Origin of the sequence: Sporosarcina sp. P26b (assembly GCF_002743245.1) — a bacterium.
Taxonomy (GTDB): domain Bacteria; phylum Bacillota; class Bacilli; order Bacillales_A; family Planococcaceae; genus Sporosarcina; species Sporosarcina ureae_C.
The window spans coordinates 179,469-196,777 of record NZ_PDYW01000001.1; the positions used below are offsets into that span (position 1 = coordinate 179,469).

The following is a 17,309-nucleotide window of genomic DNA, read 5'->3' on the forward strand; positions in this document are numbered from 1 at the left end:
CATAATGTTTTGGAAAAAGAAAATGTTGACGTATGAATTACAACAATCACTACAGTTGAATACGCCGCTGCAAGATATGAATTTCACAGTATTTGATACAGAAACTACCGGATTTGCAATTGGAGCAGATGATCGAATGATTGAGATAGGTGCCGTGCAAGTAGAGGGATTCGAGGTTACCGATCATGTATTTCAAACATTTGTGAATCCATCAAGGGATATTCCTCCTGTCATCAGCAAACTGACTTCTATACAGCAATCACAAGTTGATCATGCGCCTATGCCATTACCTGCTATTGAAGAATATTTTGCGTTTATTGAAAAACATAAAAGTGGGGGCTGGGTAGGGCATCATGTCAGCTTTGATGAAATGGTCATAAAGAAAGAATTAAGTCGTCAGAAATGCACATTTCAAACGCCGACTTCATTCGATACGATGCATTTGATTAACTATTTGGATCCTACAGGTGAGCAACAAGACTTGGAAGATTATGCGCGTCTATTTGGTACAGAGATCTTTGAACGACACCGTGCGTTGGGGGATGCTTTGACAACAGCACATGTATTCACAGCGTTACTGAGAAAACTCGATCGTCATGGCGTGAAGACGCTGGCAGATTTACTGCGTATAAAAAATGGTGGTGCACATAAGTTTGCTTCACAAACTTAATTTAGATCGCTGGGTCCGTCATTCAAAGAGTGGCGGGCCTGTTTTTTGTTGTGATATAGTAGGAATGAAAGAGTTGAACCATGTGTGAAGGACGTGAATTAATGAATAAGCATCAATTGATTTTATTGATCGTCATTATTTTAGCTATCGCAGTGTATTGTTGGATATTATTTTTTGAGTTACCGAATAAAACCGTGGAAGATGCAGCAGCATACGTGCAATCACTAACTAGTTGATTCATATAAAAAGGAGCGGATACATATGGATATCATTATTATTACAGGAGCATCAAAAGGAATAGGGAAAGAACTACTGTATCAATACAAAGAAGCAGGGGCTACGGTGTATGGCTTGGCTAGGACAAACCCTGAACAAGAACAATCAATGTTTGAAGTAGATCTGGCTGATGTCGAGAAAGCGACTGCTATTTTACAAGGTGTAATTAGTCAGCATGTTGGAGAAGCTAGCTCATTCACGCTAATCAATAATGCGGGTATGGTTGACCCGATTAGTTTAGTAGGTTCGTTGGATCCTCAAAAAGTAGAGCAAGCGATTAAAGTAAATTTAACGGCACCTATTCTATTAACGAATACATTTATCGATACATTGAAAGATTTCACGGGAACGAAGAAAATCATGAACATCTCTTCTGGAGCCGGACGTAGCGCATCTGAAGGATGGGGTGTGTATTGCACGACTAAGGCAGGACTTGATCAATTTTCGCGTGTTATTGCATTGGAGCAAAAAGCAGCCACCTATCCAACGGGTGTTGTTTCTATCGCGCCGGGAATTATCGATACAGGGATGCAGGAGACGATTCGCTCATCATCTGAACAACAATTTCCACACTTGAAACGTTTTGAGGCGTACAAGCAAGAAGGGCAGTTAAGTTCTGCACACGAAACAGCAGAAAAACTAAAGCGATTTGCAATGGAAGTCGACTTCCTTGAAACAGATACAATCGCAGACATTCGTAAATTCTACTAAAAAAAGCTCGTTGCCACAAGTATCGTGGCAACGAGCTTTATGATTCCCCGGCTTCTAACTTCCGTACTTCAGTAAAGTCTTTCATCTTCTCGAGCGCAAGCAAAAACGGAGGATTTCTTCTCTGGTTAAGCAATTCATATCGAATGGCATGAACATCACCTTGATATAATGTCGAGACGTAATCGAGCAACGCATCACGTTCCTCTTTGCCACCTTCATGTCCATCATAAACAGTGATCGTTATAATGCCTGACTTTTTCAGCAAACTAAGCAACGACTCGAGTGCCGCTATGGTTGATGAAGGTGTCGTGACGATACTTAGATCTTCACTATATGGCAAATAACCTAAATTGAACATGGCGCCGCTAATTTCACTTTGCACATATTTGCAGACATTTGCATGACTGTCATGAACTAATGTAGTACGACTAGCCAATTCACCAAGTTTTTGCTCCGTTACATCAAGTGCTTGTTGTTGAATATCAAATGCTAGTACTTGTCCTTCATCACCGACTAATCCAGCTAAGAAGACTGTGTCATTACCATTGCCAGCAGTCGCATCGACCACTGTATCTCCAGGTTGCACGCGTTCCGAAATTAGACGTTTCGCTATCGGCAATACGCGATGCAACAAGATGTCTGTCACATTATTTCACCTCTTGCAAATACTTTTTCCCTTGCCAGCTATTGCGTCTTTCAAGTTCCTGATCAATCCCATTCAGCACTTCCCATTTCGTAACGCTCCACATCGGTCCAATTAATAAATCGATAGGACCGTCACCCGTGATGCGATGCACGATCATTTCAGGAGGCATGATTTCCAGTTGATCGACGACTAGGTTGATATACGCTTCCTTCGTTAGGAATTCTAGTTTGCCTTTTTCGTACTGTTTGACCATAGGTGTTCCTTTTAATAAATGCAGTAAATGAATTTTAATACCTTGTACATCAAGTTCGGCAACGGCTTGAGCGGTTTCCATCATCATTTCCTCTGTTTCACCGGGTAGGCCGTTGATGATATGACTGCAGATATTGATATTATGCTTACGTAACTTGTCGACGCCTTCTTTATAGCATTCGAAATCATGAGCGCGGTTCACGAGTTTGGCTGTAGATTCATGTACCGTTTGTAAACCGAGCTCCACCCATAAATACGTGCGTTCATTAAGTTCGGCTAAATACTCGACTACGTCATCCGGTAGACAGTCAGGACGCGTCGCAATGGATAATGCCACAACGCCTTCTTGGGCTAACGCTGCTTCGAACTTTTCCTTTAAAACAGGAAGAGGGGCATGAGTATTCGTATACGCTTGGAAATAAGCCATATATTTTGCGTCTTTCCATTTGCGTTGGGATCGCTCTTTGATTTCGGCGAATTGGACTTCGATTGCATCTACGCGATCACCTGCAAAATCACCTGAACCCGCTACGCTACAAAACGTACAGCCGCCATGTGCAACCGTACCGTCACGATTTGGGCAGTCAAACCCCGCATCTAGCGCGACTTTTGCAATTTTACTTCCGAATGTATCCTTCAAATGTCTTGACCATGTATGGTATCGTTTCCCTTCACTTGGAAACGGAAGATTGATTTCATTCATTATGTACAGCTCCTTTACATCAGATATTGTACCACGGAATATACAGAGAGATCACATAACAAATTGCATGAACGGTTTGATATACGACAAAAAGCAACAGGGAAGGCTTGTATTCATCTTCTGTTTCGGGTAAACTGAAGAAAATAATGAAGGCAATGATGAGGAATAGTACTTCATACGCTACTTTTTAGAGAGCAGACGGCCAGTGCAAGTCTGTATTAGTGTGGAACGAACTCGCCTTTGAGCCTGTATTGGTGAATACTTGTAACTAATACCGTACTCCGCGTTAAGGAATCAAGTTGGACGGCGTAATCCGTCAATTTGGGTGGTACCGCGGGAAACTATATAGACTCTCGTCCCTTTATAGAGGGACGGGAGTCTTTTTTTATCTGTACTCACCAATACAAGAAACAGAAATTAAATTACATTGGAGGAATTTTTGACATGAGTTATAAACATACGCAAATTGAAGAAAAGTGGCAAAAGTATTGGGAAGATCACGATACATACAAAATGATTGATGATCCATCCAAGCCTAAGTTTTATGCATTGGATATGTTCCCTTATCCGTCAGGTGCAGGACTTCACGTGGGACATCCACTTGGCTATATCGCGACAGATATTTTGAGTGCATTCAAACGTAAGCAAGGATATAACGTTTTGCACCCAATGGGATGGGATGCTTTCGGATTGCCTGCTGAGCAGTATGCAATTGATACGGGGAATGATCCAGCTGAATTTACAGCGAAGAACATTGCTACATTTAAACGCCAAATGCAGGATCTTGGATTTTCGTATGATTGGTCTCGTGAAATCAATACAACGGATCCAAGCTATTACAAATGGACGCAGTGGATTTTCATTCAACTCTATAAGCGCGGTCTTGCGTATATCGATGAAGTAGCTGTTAACTGGTGTCCAGCATTAGGGACAGTACTTGCGAATGAAGAAGTGATCGACGGATTGTCTGAGCGTGGAAATCACCCGGTTGAACGTCGTCCGATGCGCCAATGGGTTTTACGTATTACGGAATATGCGGATCGTCTGTTAGAAGACTTGGATGATTTGGATTGGCCTGAGAGCTTAAAAGACATGCAGCGTAACTGGATTGGTCGTTCTGAAGGCGCACAGCTGAAATTCGAAATTGCGGATACTGAGCATTCATTCGAAGCCTTTACTACACGTCCTGATACGATTTTCGGTGCGACATATGCAGTTCTCGCTCCTGAGCTTAAATTGGTTAGCACGATCACTACAGATGATCAGCGCGAAGCAGTAGAAGCGTATATTGATGCAGTGAAATCTAAGAGTGATCTTGAGCGTACAGATTTAGCGAAAGATAAGACAGGCGTATTCACTGGAGCGTATGCCATCAACCCAGCAAGTGGCGAGAAGATGCCGATTTGGATCGCAGATTACGTCTTGGCTACTTATGGTACAGGTGCGATCATGGCAGTTCCTGCACATGATGAGCGTGACTATGAATTTGCAAAGAAATTCGATTTACCGATTGTAGAAGTAGTGGCAGGCGGTAACGTTGAAGAAGAAGCCTATGCAGGAGAAGGCGAGCACGTGAACTCGGACTTCTTAAATGGTTTAGGAAAAGAAGAAGCCATTACGAAATCCATTGAGTGGTTCGAAGAGAATGGTAACGGTGAACGCAAAATTACGTATCGTCTGCGCGACTGGTTATTCTCCCGCCAGCGTTATTGGGGCGAGCCGATTCCTGTCATTCATTGGGAAGATGGCACGATGACTACTGTTGATGAATCGGAATTGCCGTTGATGTTGCCGGTAACAGACAATATTAAACCGAGCGGAACAGGTGAATCACCACTTGCAAACATTACGGAGTGGGTCAATGTAGTGGATCCAGAAACAGGTATGAAAGGTCGTCGTGAAACGAACACGATGCCACAGTGGGCGGGAAGCTGCTGGTATTACTTGCGTTATATCGATCCGAATAACGATGACATGATCATTGATCCGAAGTTGGCTGAGCGCTGGTTGCCGGTTGATATCTATGTAGGTGGGGCGGAGCACGCGGTTCTGCATTTATTGTATGCTCGTTTCTGGCATAAAGTATTGTACGATATCGGTGTTGTACAAACGAAAGAGCCGTTCCAAAAGCTCTTTAACCAAGGAATGATCTTAGGCGAAGGACATGTGAAAATGTCTAAATCACTAGGCAACGTCATCAACCCGGATGATATCGTTCATTCACACGGTGCAGACACATTGCGTATTTATGAAATGTTCATGGGACCACTTGACGCATCGAAAGAATGGTCGACAAATGGTTTAGACGGATCACGTCGTTTCCTTGACCGCATTTGGCGTTTACTTGTCAATGAAGATGATACGTTGACGGACAAATTGACGGATGAAACTGGCGGACCACTAGAAAAAGTCTATAATCAAACGGTCAAAAAAGTTACAGAGGATTACGAAGCTATGCGTAATAACACAGCGATCTCACAATTGATGGTCTTCATCAATGAAAGCTATAAAGCGGAGAAGTTGCCAAAAGCATACATCGAAGGATTCCTTTTATTAATTTCACCTATCACGCCTCACTTGGCTGAAGAACTGTGGTCGAAACTAGGGCACATGGACACGATTGCTTACGCACAGTGGCCAACATTTGATGAGACGAAATTGTCGGATGACACAGTGGAAGTGGCGGTACAAATCAACGGGAAAATCCGTGCGAAGATTACCGTAGCGAGAGATTGCACGAAAGAAGAATTAGAACAAGCGGCTTTGGAAAACGAAGACGTGAAGCAGTGGATGGAAGGCAAGGAATTGAAGAAAATCATCGCGATTCCTGGCCGTCTAGTTAATATCGTAGCAGGGTAATGAAATGCGAAAAGCCGGCAGGAGATTTATTTCTCCTACCGGCTTTTTATAATGTCTTGGATATTTGGTTGTGCTCATACATTCGCGGCAAGCGCTCTATTGGACGAGTTGAGTGCTCTATGGCATGCGTTAAGCGCTCTATGAATCAGGTTGAGTGCTCTATCACACACGCAAACCGATCATAGCCGACTCATATCCGCTCATAGAAAAAACAGTCAGCCAACCAAACCAGCATTCATCCCAGCTAATCGACCTGTCACAAGCGCTGCGGTAATGTTATAACCGCCTGTATAGCCGTGGATGTCTAAAATTTCGCCACAGAAGAAGAGTCCGACTTTTTTTCGTGAAGCCATCGTCTTCGGCTCGATTTCTTTAACGGAAACTCCGCCGCCTGTTACGAATGCCTTCTCGATTGGTTGCGTACCTGTTATATGCACAGGGAACGTTTTCAAAAGTTGGGCCAGTGTGCGAACATCTTCCCGTTTAATATCTAGACCGATTTCTGTTTCGCTAATTCCCGCCTTTTTCAATAAAAACAGCAGCCATCGTTCAGGAACAAGTCCTTTTAATGAAGTTTTGATTTGTTTTTTAGGTTCGTCTTTTAAAATCTTCGCGATAGTTTGTGTTAGTTGCTCTTCGTGCTGATCAGGTATCGAATCAATTTGAAGCAAAACTGGCTGCTTGCCATTCTTCATCTGCTCTTTCACCACATACTGACTGCAACGTAAAATGGCAGGACCGCTTAATCCGAAGTGAGTGAATAACATATCCATGTGATGGGTTACGAGAGTTTTGCCTTTTTTATTTAAAACAGATACTTTTGCGTCACGTAGTGCGAGACCTTGTAAATCTTTTGAAACGATAAATGGTTCTCGTGATAGCAAGGGCACTTCTGTTGGATACAGTGTCGTGACAGTATGTCCTGCGCGTTCAGCCCAAGGATAGCCATCTCCCGTACTACCTGTTTGCGGAACCGCTTTACCACCGACTGCAACTACTACCGCATGCGCGCGAATCTCTTCGCCGTCTTCTAAACGGACGCCGAGAATTTTTTCGTCGTCCATTAGCAACTTCTGTACACGACTTTCTAGGCGTATTTCTACGCCGAGTTCATCCATTTGATTCAATAGCGCATTAACGACGTCTTTGGATTTATTTGAAACAGGGAACATGCGGCCATGATCTTCTTCTTTTAATGGTACACCGAGCCCTTCAAAGTACTGAATGATATCTTGATTATTGAAAACAGAGAACGGTCCGTATAAGAACTTTCCGTTACCTGGAATATGTTTAATAATTTCTTCTTGTGACAATCTATTTGTGACGTTGCAGCGACCGCCGCCAGAAATGGCTAATTTATTGCCAAGCTTTCGTCCTTTTTCAATTAGCAGCACACGCTTTTTTTGTTCGGCTGCCGCAATGGAGGCCATTAAGCCTGAAGGTCCGCCACCGATTACGATTACATCATACATTGTAGAACCACTCTTTCATTTCGTTTTGTCTTTCATTATACACCATATAGGTGCGATTGCTTTTTGATTTAGTCTTCAGTTAAAGATTGTACAAATGAGTGTCGAGGGGTAAACTATACAAGTATCTCTTAAGGAATGGAAGGAATCAATTATGGCATCGAATTTATTGAAGGGCACGGCCATTTTAACGATTGGCCTATTTTTATCAAAAGCACTTGGTTTACTTTATGTAATTCCGTTTTATGCAATCGTTGGAGAGAATAGTGTTGGACTCTATCAATACGCATACATACCTTATAACTTAGCGCTAGCAGTAGCCGTATCTGGAGCACCTCTTGCGATATCCAAATTCGTCTCCAAGTATAATGCATTAGGCGATTATGCGACCGGCAGGAAATTAATGAAATCGGGTATGGTCGTTATGTCTGTAACTGGTTTTCTATCATTTCTTGCATTGTTTTTCCTTGCGAATCCCATTGCCGAACTCGTTATCAAAAGCGATGAACAGATTTTTACCGTACACGATATTGCGACAGTCATTCGCTGGGTGAGCTTTGCGTTACTTGCGGTTCCGTTACTGAGCATTGCGCGGGGATACCTTCAAGGTTATCAAAAATTTGAACCGACTTCTGTTTCTCAATTAATCGAACAGATTGTACGAATTATTGTTGTCCTAGTCGGTGCATTCGTAGTCGTCAATGTACTCGGTCTGTCACCAAGAATCGCAGTTCAATTTGCGGTGTTTGCAGCATTCATTGGTGCGCTTGCAGGTCTGTGGAGTCTCTACTATTATTGGAAGAAGTATAGAGATGAATTTGATTATTTATTATCGAACAGTCCACCGGCAAGTTCTATCCCGCTAAAACAAATTTATAAAGAAGTATTTGCCTATGTTTTACCGTTTGTGCTAGTTGGAACAATCAATCCGATCTATCAATTTGTTGATATGATTACATTTAACAGTGCGATGAGTTCTATCGGTCTCGCTAGTGTATCGGATTTGTATTTAACGAAACTAAACTTTTTGACACATAAAATTGTCATGATTCCTGTAATGGTTGCGACTGGTTTTTCCATGGCGCTTATTTCAATTATTACGAAAGACTATACGATGAATAATCAAAAAGGCGTTACACGTTCACTTGATCAGACGTATCAAATTATGTTGTTCTTGACGATTCCTATGGTAATAGGCTTGATTGTCTTAAACAGTGAAGTATATCAATTCTTGTATCAATATGATGTGGCGGGTGCAAGCGTATTGGCTTCTTACGCACCAGTGGCGATTCTTTTCGCGATGTTCACGGTAACGGCTGCGATCTTGCAAGGAATTGACCATCATAAATGGATTGTCTTCACCTCGTTACTGGGTCTACTTATTAAGATGCTAATCAACATCCCATTGATCAAGATGTTCGAAACAAACGGTGCGATTTTAGCTACCGCCATTGGCTATTCAGTAGCAGTGGGTATTAACTTGTTCGTCATTAAAAAAGCATTGAATTATAAATCTGAAATGGTCATTAGACGTTTATTCTTGATTTTAGCGTTCAACGCGGTAATGTTTGCTGGTGTTTGGCTGGCAAACAAAGGTCTGAACATGGCGCATATTCCTGTAGGTCGTTGGCAAGCTTTGCTGTATGTCATGATTGGAACGGGCGTCGGTATGGTAATATACGGATTCCTCGCTTTAAAATCAGGACTTGCACAACAACTATTCGGTGATCGTCTGACACGTATTATGAGACGCATCGGACTTGGAGGGTAATGAATGAGACTCGATAAATTATTATCAAATACAGGATACGGTTCACGTAAAGAAGTTCGACAACTGTTGAAAAAAGGCATGATCCGCGTAAATGGGGAAGTGATGAAAGATCCTGCCCAGCACGTGGATCCAGTTTCGGACAATATTTCGCTTCTAGGTGAAGAAGTGGTTTACAAAGAATTTATCTACCTGATGATGCACAAACCACCTGGTGTCTTGTCTGCGACGGAAGATAACCGTGATCAAACGGTTGTTGATTTACTTGCAGGTGAAGATCGACATTTCGAACCGTTTCCAGTAGGTCGTTTAGATAAAGACACAGAAGGATTATTATTGCTGACAAATGACGGAAAGCTTGCGCATAATTTATTGTCACCTAAAAAAGAAGTACCTAAAACGTATTACGCGAAAGTGGCAGGGATTGTAACGGAAGAAGACACCGAAGCTTTTGCGCGCGGCGTGATCTTGGATGATGCTTATGAAACGAAGCCGGGTATTTTACATATCTTGCATTCTGCTGAAGAGTCAGAAATTGAATTGACGATTACAGAAGGAAAGTTTCATCAAGTAAAGCGAATGTTTGAAGCGGTAGGGAAAAAAGTGGTATACCTGAAGCGTTTGACAATGGGACCTCTAGAATTAGATCCGGATTTGGAGTTAGGGGAATACCGAGAGTTGACGGATGGGGAATTACAGCAGTTGAAAGAAATAGATCGTTCCAAGCAAAAAGGCTGATGCAAAAGCGTCAGCCTTTTTGCGTTGAAAATTTGTATATAGGAGACAGGATCAGGAAGATAATTTCACTTTCTTGGACGTCGTCGTCCATTCGCCGCGGACTGAGCTCTTAATCAATTCATTGTACTCCAGAACGTTTAAGTCGCGTTGAGCAGTGCGGGTTGAAATGTTGAATTCATCCGCTACATCCTCCGTCGTTACTTTTCCGTTATCCCGAATGAACAGATAGACATCTTTGATACGAATTAACATGCGATCGGTAGCTGGGTTCATCTAAGAAACCACTCCTTCATCTTCATATTTTCACGCCAACATTGCAAAAGAAGACTGTTGGGGTATTCTCTGATAATATCTTTCCTGATCCGCTCCTCGATACTATGTTATGCCAGAATAGTTAGTGAATGATTCTGACACTAGTAGTATAACGTATTATAGACAAAAGCGCACATGTTTTCGCTTATCTATTTGCATAAATTCGAATTAATAGTTTTTAAGTTAGACAGTTAGCTAGTTTTCCCTGTTAACAAGAAAATTCATTGACGCTCTATCAAGGTCTAATTGATTTTATTCGGTAAACATGTGAAAATAGGAACAGAAGAAACTGGCGGTAGGACAGCTTGAAGTTTCATAACAGAAGAGGTGACGGTGGTATGATCTATTTTAAAGACGGAAAATTTCTAGAAGAAGATGAAGTGCATGTATCCGTAAATGATCGTGGTTATGCTTTTGGCGATGGCGTCTACGAAGTAATTAAAATATACGATGGCGCATTGTACACTGCACAAGAACATTTGGAGCGTTTAATAGAAAGTGCAGAAAAAATTCGTATGGTCATGCCATATACTATTGAAGAATTAGGCGAGATCATACAAAAACTTCAAACTGAAAATGAGATTACTATGGGACATATCTATTTACAAGTAACCCGTGGTGTTGCGCCACGCGTTCACCAATTCCCCGAAAGTATTCAGTCTGTCGTAGTTGGGTATGCGGTAGAAAATGAACGTCCTATGCACTATCTTCAGCAAGGTGCTGCCATGAAGTCTGTGGAAGATGTGCGTTGGCTTCGTTGTGATATAAAGAGTTTGAACCTACTCGGTAATGTGATGGCGAAACAAGAGGCATTTGATCATGGATGTCAAGAAGCGCTATTCGTACGTGACGGGTTGGTACGTGAAGGTTCATCTTCCAATGTATTCGGCATTAAGGATGGCGTGCTATACACGCACCCTGCGAATAATTTTATCCTAAACGGGATTACTCGTCGTGTCGTTTTGCAGTTAGCTAAGAATTTGAATATTCCGGTTGAAGAAAAAGAATTCACGCTGCCGCAAGCATTAGAGATGGATGAGTTTTTCTATACATCGACGAATGCAGAGATTACGCCTGCCGTGACGATTGATCAGCAACCTATAGGACAAGGAGTCCCAGGTCCGTTGACGAGAAAGTTGCAAGTTGCGTTTGAAGCACAGATTCCGATGTTAGTAGCGTCTGGTAATGTTGAGGAAAGAGAATCAAATGGCCCAGCTAGTTAAACTCGTCGATTATGTATCTCGGTACGAGAATGACTTAACGCGCTATCCTACCCAATTTATCCGTCTGAAACGTTATCAATGGAAGCGTATTAAAAATCAATGGGAACACGGTGCTGATTTGCATGTAGAGCAAGCGGCTACTTTTCCAGAAGATGTGCAAGAGCGTTCAAGATGGTATACGGTATTATTCGGAAAATGGCGCAAACGAAGAGATGTGGAATTCGCGCAAGAGTCCACAGTTTCGGAGGACGGTGCGGAAGATCAAGACGATGATTTAGACTTTCAAGCTTCCATCTCGGGACAACCTTCAAATGTTGAGCAATTAAAGAAGGCATATCGCGATCAACTGTTTCAATTCCAATTAAAGTGGGCGAGTTCTACATTGTATGACCGATCTCGTGTAGACCCGAAGTATTTCTCTGACCCATTATTGAAACAACTGACATTACGTTTACCTGATAGCTTTTTGTTGTTTTATTATCCAATCGTCAAAGTGAATAAAGCGCCTGTCGAGTTAGACATTATCTTATTGGCACCTACTACATGCTACTGCATAACGGTGCTCGAAGATGAAAGATTGGCTGCGTACATAGGTACTGGCGAAAGATTTTGGCTCAAAAAGTTTGGGGATCAAGAAGAGAAAGTACTGAATCCTACTATAGCGCTCAGTAGGATGGAGAAAATTGTTTCATCATTTTTCAAGGCAGCGAAAGTGGAGATTCCGATCAAGAAATTGATTGTTTCAAGAACGGGCTATATTGATTATCCAGGAACGCCATTTGAAGTTACTACGATTGACCGCAAAACATATGAACAATGGCTGACAAAGTTATGTAGCAATCCGAGTCCTATGAAGCATACCCAATTTAAAGCGGCACAGGCTATTTTGGATCATGCACAAACTACAGCAATGAGCCGATTGTTTGATGGGGAAGAAATCGTGGAAGAGTAATAGATTAGAAATTACAGACAAAGAGAGAGTGTAACCAGTATGCGTTTACGAAATAAGCCATGGGCAAAAGATTTCATGGCAGAGCATCCGGATGTGTTGATTTTAGATCCGGAAGGCAAGAAAAGTCATTGGGCGGAAGAGTTCGGAAACGATTCTCCTATCCATATTGAAGTAGGTACAGGAAAAGGACAATTTGTTATTGGAATGGCATTGGCTAATCCAGAAATTAATTATATCGGTATTGAACATTTTGATAATGTTATCGTTTCAGCGTTGGAGAAAACGATCGAAGCAGAAAAACCTGCCAATCTACGTTTGATGCGTGTGAATGGCGAAGAATTGGAAGCTATTTTTACAAAATCAGAGATTGATCGAGTCTATTTGAACTTTTCTGATCCGTGGCCAAAAGATCGCCATGAGAAACGTCGTTTGACACATCCAAACTTCTTAGCGAAATATGAAGGTGTTTTGAAGGAGAATGGAGAAATTCACTTTAAGACAGACAATCGCCCGTTGTTTGAATATTCTCTTGTCTCCTTGACGAACTATGGCATGAAACTGCTATCCGTTTCACTAGATTTACATGCAAACATGCCGGAAGACAATGTGTTAACAGAGTACGAAGAAAAGTTCTCAAGTAAAGGTCAACCGATTTATCGTTTGGAAGCGCAGTACCAAAGCTGATTAATAGGCTAGATCACTAGTTGTCTGACGTGATACTTTTCCACTCACGCTATAGGTTGGTGGAGAAGTATCACGTCATTACAACAGATAATTTAGGAATGTAGGGAGGAAATATAATGGATCAATTAACTTTTCATGACATGAAACTAACGTGGTTAGACGGTGGCGTAAACTATTTGGATGGCGGTACGATGTTCGGTGTCGTTCCGAAAGCATTATGGTCAAGACGCTATGAAGCAGATGAAAATAATTTGATTGAACTACGAACAGACCCAATCCTAATTCAATACGAAGGCAAAAATTATTTAATCGATTCAGGTATAGGTAAAGGTAAGTTGGACGAGAAGAAAAAGCGCAATTTGGGTGTGCGTGCTGAAACACGTGTAGAAGAAAGCTTGGAAGAACTAGGTATGACGCCAGATGATATCGATGTTGTGTTGATGTCCCATCTTCACAATGACCATGCGGCAGGTTTGACGCAGTGGGAAGGCGATCAGCTCGTTTCAGTGTTTAAAAATGCCAAGATCTACACTTCACAAGTCGAGTGGGATGAAATGAGAGAACCGAATATTCGCTCGCGAAATACGTACTGGAAAGAAAACTGGGAGCCGATTCAAGGACAAGTGACAACGTTTGAAGATGAAATCGAAGTAGTGCCGGGCATAAAAATGATACATACTGGCGGTCATAGTGATGGTCATAGTGTGATTAAGTTAGAACAGGACGGCGAGACACTGATTCATATGGCGGATATTATGCCGACGCATGCGCATACGAACCCATTGTGGGTACTAGCTTATGATGATTATCCGATGGACTCGATTTTTGCGAAAGAGCGCATTATGAAGGAAGCGCTTCCAAATGAATATGGTTTTATTTTCTATCATGATGCTGTGTATCGCATGGCAAAGTTTAGTGAGGATGGAAAGAAGATTGTGGATAGCTTGCCTCGTTCTCGGTAAGGGTTGAGTTCAAGTTCAAGTTCAAGTGATTGAAATGGGGAGGTGCAGTTGATCGACGTTCCAGGCGGACGCTTTCCTGTGGGCGGGGCTTGAGCCACCTCGTCACTTCGTTCCTGCGGGGTCTCAAGGCTCACGCTGATCCACTAGGAGTCGCCACCTTACACTTACGATCAACTGGTGTCATCTTCTGAAATTTGAACGTTTATGCATTGTTAAAAAATTAAGTCCTAGAGACAGATCCCATTGACGCGGGGTTTGTCTTTTTCTGAATGTAAAACACCTTTTAAAAAAAAGAGACTATCGCAAGAAGTAGATACTTCTCGGATAGCCTCTTTTCTTATAGTTAAATACTGATTACTGGCGAACTAGCTCTACGACAGTGCCTGTTTTCGCATCTGCTGCGAATTCATATTGCTCTAGTTTGCCGTCTTTCATACGTGAAACGCCACCACGGTAAACGTCCATAGAGATGACATGGTTTGTGTAAGGTTCTGGCTTCATTACGATCCAAGAACCGTCGATTGGTCCTTCTTCTTTAAATGCGTCTTTTACTTTTTTAAGTACGTTATCAGCTGGTACCTCTTCGTTATAACGGTTAAAAGCCTCATTCACTACTACGCCTGCAGCAACTCCGGTTAAAATTCCAGCAACAAATTCTTTTACTCTCATGGCTAAGTGCAGCCTCCTTCGCAAATCTTTTCTTATAGTGTAACATAGTTTAAAAGGGCATGGCGATTCAAAAGCTTTTCTCGCTTGAGTAATCGGTAAAATATGGCACCTTTGTGTAAGCAGATTGTTAACCTAATTAGTTTTCATCTGTTTGGTTACTGGATATAATACGAATAGACTGAAAAAGTGAGGGATTTAGATGAAAAAAGAGACATTAGAGTTATTTCGTACACTGACTGAACTTCCGGGCGCACCAGGTAATGAATACCGTGTCCGGGCTTTTATGCGTGAGCAGTTGGCACAAAATTCGGATGAGATTATTCAAGATGGTTTGGGTGGAATCTTTGGCGTTCGCCACGGAAAAGAAGATCAACCGAAGATCATGGTTGCCGGACATATGGATGAAGTCGGCTTTATGGTAACGGGTATTACAGATAATGGTATGCTTCGTTTTCAGCCGTTAGGTGGCTGGTGGAACCAAGTCTTACTTGCGCAACGAGTCCAGATCATCACGGAAGATACAGAAATTCCGGGAGTCATTGGATCGATTCCGCCACACTTATTAAGTGATGCAGAGCGCAGTAAACCGATGGATATCAAAAATATGCTGATCGATGTAGGCGCAGATGATAAAGCGGATGCAGAGAGCTTCGGAATTCGTCCGGGCCAGCAGATCTTGCCGATTTGTCCGTTCACACCGATGGCAAATCCAAAGAAGATTATGGCCAAAGCATGGGATAATCGATATGGCTGTGGTCTAGCTGTTGAACTGTTGCAAGAAGTGAAAAATGAAACGTTGCCAAACACGTTGTATTCAGGTGCAACGGTTATGGAAGAAGTCGGCTTGCGTGGAGCACAAACAGCGGCTCGCATGATTGATCCGGATTTATTCTTCGCACTCGATGCAAGTCCTGCAAATGATGCAAGCGGCAATAAAAAAGAATTTGGGCAGTTGGGCCAAGGCGCATTATTGCGTATCATGGACCGTTCGATGATCACTCATCGCGGCATGCGAGAGTTCGTTTTAGATACCGCTGAAACTCACAATATACCGTATCAATATTTTGTTTCTCAAGGCGGCACGGATGCAGGGCAAGTACATGTGGCGAATAACGGCGTCCCAAGTGCAGTCATCGGTATTTGTTCTCGCTACATCCATACTGCGGCTTCGATCATCCACACAGATGATTATGCAGCAGCTAAGGAATTAATTACAAAGTTAGTAAAAGCATGTGATAAAACTACAGTAGAAACGTTAAAGCAAAATAGCTAGGCTCTTAGAAAAGAGGGGACTGAATGGAATTTGTTCTAGGCTCTGAAAATCAGGCGAAGAAGCGTGCGGTCGTTCGAATCATCGAGCAGTGTTTGGAAAATAGTTCTGTTTCTTCCGTGTCCGTTTCGTCAGGCGTTAGCGCCCAGCCGATGAGCGAAGAGGAAACGCGCCAAGGTGCGATTAATCGATCGGTTGCTGTCGCAAACGATACGTATGGTATTGGCTTGGAAGGCGGTGTCCACATGATTGCGGACACCATGTACCTTTGCAATTGGGGTGCCCTCACTACACCGGAAGGCAAAACGTATACTGCCGCGGGCGCACAAATTCCATTGCCAGAAGAGCTAGCCGAGGAAATTCATAGTGGTAAAGAACTGGGTGACGCGGTGGATGACTATTTTAAAAAGAGAAATGTCCGTATGTCAGAAGGCGCAATGGGAATGTTGACAGCGCAACTTGTACCAAGAGATGCACTTTTTGAACATATTATGCAATTATTAATCGGGCAGCTCTTGTATAGCATGTCACGTCAGAGTTGACGATTGCAATAGCGACAGCGTGCGATTAGAATAGGACTGATAGAAAAGTGAACGAAAGTAGAGAAGGGGGGAACCTGAATGTTGCGAAGTGGAAAGGTTTTCTTGCTGTTGCTACTAGCTGTCGTATTAGTAGGATGTAATCAGAAAGTGGAAGTCCGTACTGACGATGCATTTGTCTCAGCGAAAAAAGTTTTTGAATTGAATAGCAAAAAAACGAATCATGCGGTAGGCGATATTGACTTCTATAAACCGCCAACTATACGTGTAGATGAAGAATCAACTTCACAAACGATTGTCTTAACTAAACGACATGATTCATTTTACTTAACCGTTAATCCAAATGAAAAGAAAAATAGTCATGTCTATTATGATGTGCTATTGACGGATGAACCGGAAAATTTAGTAGGTGCACAAACATTTTCTAAAGATGAAGCATTTGGCTTTGTTGCGGTTATTGAAAAAGGTGAAAAGCAAGTTGAGTTAATTGCCAACGTAGGTGGAGCGAAGGTGGAAACTGTAACAGACGAAGCAAACACTAGCGCCTACTTGGAAAAAATGATGGAAATTGCTCGTTCAGTTCAACATGACGATCAATAAAAAAAT

The 17,309-nt window shown here is 42.3% G+C and carries 18 protein-coding genes and 1 other annotated feature; of the genes, 13 read left to right on the forward strand and 5 right to left on the reverse strand.

The genetic code is table 11. From position 1 onward, the window contains the following. Positions 1 to 4 precede the first annotated feature (4 nt). The 3 genes from CSV69_RS00935 to CSV69_RS00940 all read left to right on the forward strand — a co-directional run bounded on the left by CSV69_RS00935 (position 5) and on the right by CSV69_RS00940 (position 1,657). A complete protein-coding gene (locus CSV69_RS00935) occupies positions 5 to 670 on the forward strand; it encodes a 3'-5' exonuclease (protein ID WP_085426608.1) in 666 nt (221 codons plus the stop codon). A 101-nt stretch (positions 671 to 771) separates the two neighbouring features. Beyond that, positions 772 to 906 carry a hypothetical protein gene (locus CSV69_RS17225; protein WP_255396834.1) on the forward strand — a complete coding sequence of 45 codons (135 nt, stop codon included), beginning with the start codon at positions 772 to 774 and terminating at the stop codon, positions 904 to 906. Between the two features lie 25 nt (positions 907 to 931). Then, complete coding sequence (locus CSV69_RS00940) at positions 932 to 1,657, forward strand: SDR family NAD(P)-dependent oxidoreductase (RefSeq protein WP_099624708.1); 726 nt, start codon at positions 932 to 934, stop codon at positions 1,655 to 1,657. Positions 1,658 to 1,694: 37 nt separating this feature from the next. On the opposite strand, the gene mnmM is transcribed toward CSV69_RS00940, so the two are convergent. Both mnmM and mnmL read right to left on the reverse strand, forming a co-directional pair. After that, positions 1,695 to 2,303, reverse strand: coding sequence for a tRNA 5-(aminomethyl)-2-thiouridylate-methyltransferase MnmM (mnmM, locus tag CSV69_RS00945; protein WP_099692538.1), 609 nt, complete (start codon positions 2,301 to 2,303; stop codon positions 1,695 to 1,697). A 1-nt stretch (position 2,304) separates the two neighbouring features. Further along, positions 2,305 to 3,258, reverse strand: coding sequence for a tRNA modification radical SAM protein MnmL/YtqA (mnmL, locus tag CSV69_RS00950; protein WP_099692539.1), 954 nt, complete (start codon positions 3,256 to 3,258; stop codon positions 2,305 to 2,307). A gap of 146 nt (positions 3,259 to 3,404) precedes the next feature. Beyond that, positions 3,405 to 3,622 (forward strand) — a binding site (T-box leader). Between the two features lie 80 nt (positions 3,623 to 3,702). Here mnmL and leuS point away from each other — a divergent pair. Beyond that, positions 3,703 to 6,117, forward strand: a complete 2,415-nt coding sequence (gene leuS / locus CSV69_RS00955) for a leucine--tRNA ligase (RefSeq protein ID WP_099692540.1) — start codon at positions 3,703 to 3,705, stop codon at positions 6,115 to 6,117. A gap of 215 nt (positions 6,118 to 6,332) precedes the next feature. Here leuS and CSV69_RS00960 read toward each other — a convergent pair whose 3' ends face one another. Next, complete coding sequence (locus CSV69_RS00960; RefSeq protein WP_085426604.1) at positions 6,333 to 7,589, reverse strand: BaiN/RdsA family NAD(P)/FAD-dependent oxidoreductase; 1,257 nt, start codon at positions 7,587 to 7,589, stop codon at positions 6,333 to 6,335. A 151-nt stretch (positions 7,590 to 7,740) separates the two neighbouring features. Here CSV69_RS00960 and CSV69_RS00965 point away from each other — a divergent pair, with 151 nt between their 5' ends. Together CSV69_RS00965 and CSV69_RS00970 are read left to right on the forward strand one after the other, a co-directional pair. Continuing rightward, a complete protein-coding gene (locus CSV69_RS00965; protein WP_085426603.1) occupies positions 7,741 to 9,357 on the forward strand; it encodes a putative polysaccharide biosynthesis protein in 1,617 nt (538 codons plus the stop codon). A gap of 3 nt (positions 9,358 to 9,360) precedes the next feature. After that, positions 9,361 to 10,092 carry a pseudouridine synthase gene (locus tag CSV69_RS00970; RefSeq protein ID WP_085426602.1) on the forward strand — a complete coding sequence of 244 codons (732 nt, stop codon included), beginning with the start codon at positions 9,361 to 9,363 and terminating at the stop codon, positions 10,090 to 10,092. A 51-nt stretch (positions 10,093 to 10,143) separates the two neighbouring features. Here the strand turns inward: CSV69_RS00970 and CSV69_RS00975 are convergent, their stop codons facing one another. Next, on the reverse strand, positions 10,144 to 10,365 hold the full coding sequence (locus CSV69_RS00975) for a DeoR family transcriptional regulator (protein WP_085426601.1): 222 nt from the start codon (positions 10,363 to 10,365) through the stop codon (positions 10,144 to 10,146). A 377-nt stretch (positions 10,366 to 10,742) separates the two neighbouring features. Between CSV69_RS00975 and dat the strand changes: the two genes are divergently transcribed. The 4 genes from dat to CSV69_RS00995 all read left to right on the forward strand — a co-directional run bounded on the left by dat (position 10,743) and on the right by CSV69_RS00995 (position 14,225). After that, positions 10,743 to 11,627 (forward strand): D-amino-acid transaminase, encoded by an 885-nt coding sequence (gene dat / locus CSV69_RS00980; protein ID WP_099692541.1) that lies wholly within the window; start codon positions 10,743 to 10,745, stop codon positions 11,625 to 11,627. Further along, a complete protein-coding gene (locus CSV69_RS00985) occupies positions 11,611 to 12,579 on the forward strand; it encodes a nuclease-related domain-containing protein (protein WP_099692542.1) in 969 nt (322 codons plus the stop codon). The genes dat and CSV69_RS00985 overlap by 17 nt, the downstream gene beginning before the upstream one ends. Positions 12,580 to 12,618: 39 nt before the next feature. Next, on the forward strand, positions 12,619 to 13,263 hold the full coding sequence (trmB, locus tag CSV69_RS00990; RefSeq protein ID WP_085426598.1) for a tRNA (guanosine(46)-N7)-methyltransferase TrmB: 645 nt from the start codon (positions 12,619 to 12,621) through the stop codon (positions 13,261 to 13,263). Between the two features lie 116 nt (positions 13,264 to 13,379). After that, positions 13,380 to 14,225 (forward strand): YtnP family quorum-quenching lactonase, encoded by an 846-nt coding sequence (locus tag CSV69_RS00995; protein WP_099624703.1) that lies wholly within the window; start codon positions 13,380 to 13,382, stop codon positions 14,223 to 14,225. A 354-nt stretch (positions 14,226 to 14,579) separates the two neighbouring features. On the opposite strand, the gene CSV69_RS01000 is transcribed toward CSV69_RS00995, so the two are convergent. After that, on the reverse strand, positions 14,580 to 14,894 hold the full coding sequence (locus CSV69_RS01000) for a hypothetical protein (protein WP_085426596.1): 315 nt from the start codon (positions 14,892 to 14,894) through the stop codon (positions 14,580 to 14,582). A 199-nt stretch (positions 14,895 to 15,093) separates the two neighbouring features. Between CSV69_RS01000 and CSV69_RS01005 the strand changes: the two genes are divergently transcribed. The 3 genes from CSV69_RS01005 (at position 15,094) to CSV69_RS01015 (ending at position 17,303) form a co-directional block, all read left to right on the forward strand. Then, positions 15,094 to 16,167, forward strand: coding sequence for a M42 family metallopeptidase (locus CSV69_RS01005; RefSeq protein ID WP_085426595.1), 1,074 nt, complete (start codon positions 15,094 to 15,096; stop codon positions 16,165 to 16,167). 23 nt (positions 16,168 to 16,190) lie between these two features. Beyond that, the gene (locus CSV69_RS01010; protein ID WP_099692543.1) at positions 16,191 to 16,706 is read left to right on the forward strand and encodes a DUF84 family protein; all 516 of its coding nucleotides are present in this window, start codon (positions 16,191 to 16,193) and stop codon (positions 16,704 to 16,706) included. A gap of 78 nt (positions 16,707 to 16,784) precedes the next feature. Further along, positions 16,785 to 17,303: a hypothetical protein gene (locus tag CSV69_RS01015; protein ID WP_085426593.1), complete on the forward strand. Its 519-nt coding sequence runs from the start codon at positions 16,785 to 16,787 to the stop codon at positions 17,301 to 17,303. Positions 17,304 to 17,309 lie beyond the last annotated feature (6 nt).

Coding starts and splice junctions, on each gene's coding strand:
- CSV69_RS00970 (WP_085426602.1), top strand. CDS start 9,361: ATGAGACTCGATAAATTATTATCAAATACAGGATACGGTTCACGTAAA.
- leuS (WP_099692540.1), top strand. CDS start 3,703: ATGAGTTATAAACATACGCAAATTGAAGAAAAGTGGCAAAAGTATTGG.
- CSV69_RS00995 (WP_099624703.1), top strand. CDS start 13,380: ATGGATCAATTAACTTTTCATGACATGAAACTAACGTGGTTAGACGGT.
- CSV69_RS01000 (WP_085426596.1), bottom strand. CDS start 14,894: ATGAGAGTAAAAGAATTTGTTGCTGGAATTTTAACCGGAGTTGCTGCA.
- CSV69_RS00965 (WP_085426603.1), top strand. CDS start 7,741: ATGGCATCGAATTTATTGAAGGGCACGGCCATTTTAACGATTGGCCTA.
- CSV69_RS00940 (WP_099624708.1), top strand. CDS start 932: ATGGATATCATTATTATTACAGGAGCATCAAAAGGAATAGGGAAAGAA.
- CSV69_RS01010 (WP_099692543.1), top strand. CDS start 16,191: ATGGAATTTGTTCTAGGCTCTGAAAATCAGGCGAAGAAGCGTGCGGTC.
- CSV69_RS01005 (WP_085426595.1), top strand. CDS start 15,094: ATGAAAAAAGAGACATTAGAGTTATTTCGTACACTGACTGAACTTCCG.
- trmB (WP_085426598.1), top strand. CDS start 12,619: ATGCGTTTACGAAATAAGCCATGGGCAAAAGATTTCATGGCAGAGCAT.
- CSV69_RS00935 (WP_085426608.1), top strand. CDS start 5: ATGTTTTGGAAAAAGAAAATGTTGACGTATGAATTACAACAATCACTA.
- CSV69_RS00960 (WP_085426604.1), bottom strand. CDS start 7,589: ATGTATGATGTAATCGTAATCGGTGGCGGACCTTCAGGCTTAATGGCC.
- CSV69_RS01015 (WP_085426593.1), top strand. CDS start 16,785: ATGTTGCGAAGTGGAAAGGTTTTCTTGCTGTTGCTACTAGCTGTCGTA.
- dat (WP_099692541.1), top strand. CDS start 10,743: ATGATCTATTTTAAAGACGGAAAATTTCTAGAAGAAGATGAAGTGCAT.
- CSV69_RS17225 (WP_255396834.1), top strand. CDS start 772: ATGAATAAGCATCAATTGATTTTATTGATCGTCATTATTTTAGCTATC.
- mnmL (WP_099692539.1), bottom strand. CDS start 3,258: ATGAATGAAATCAATCTTCCGTTTCCAAGTGAAGGGAAACGATACCAT.
- CSV69_RS00985 (WP_099692542.1), top strand. CDS start 11,611: ATGGCCCAGCTAGTTAAACTCGTCGATTATGTATCTCGGTACGAGAAT.
- CSV69_RS00975 (WP_085426601.1), bottom strand. CDS start 10,365: ATGAACCCAGCTACCGATCGCATGTTAATTCGTATCAAAGATGTCTAT.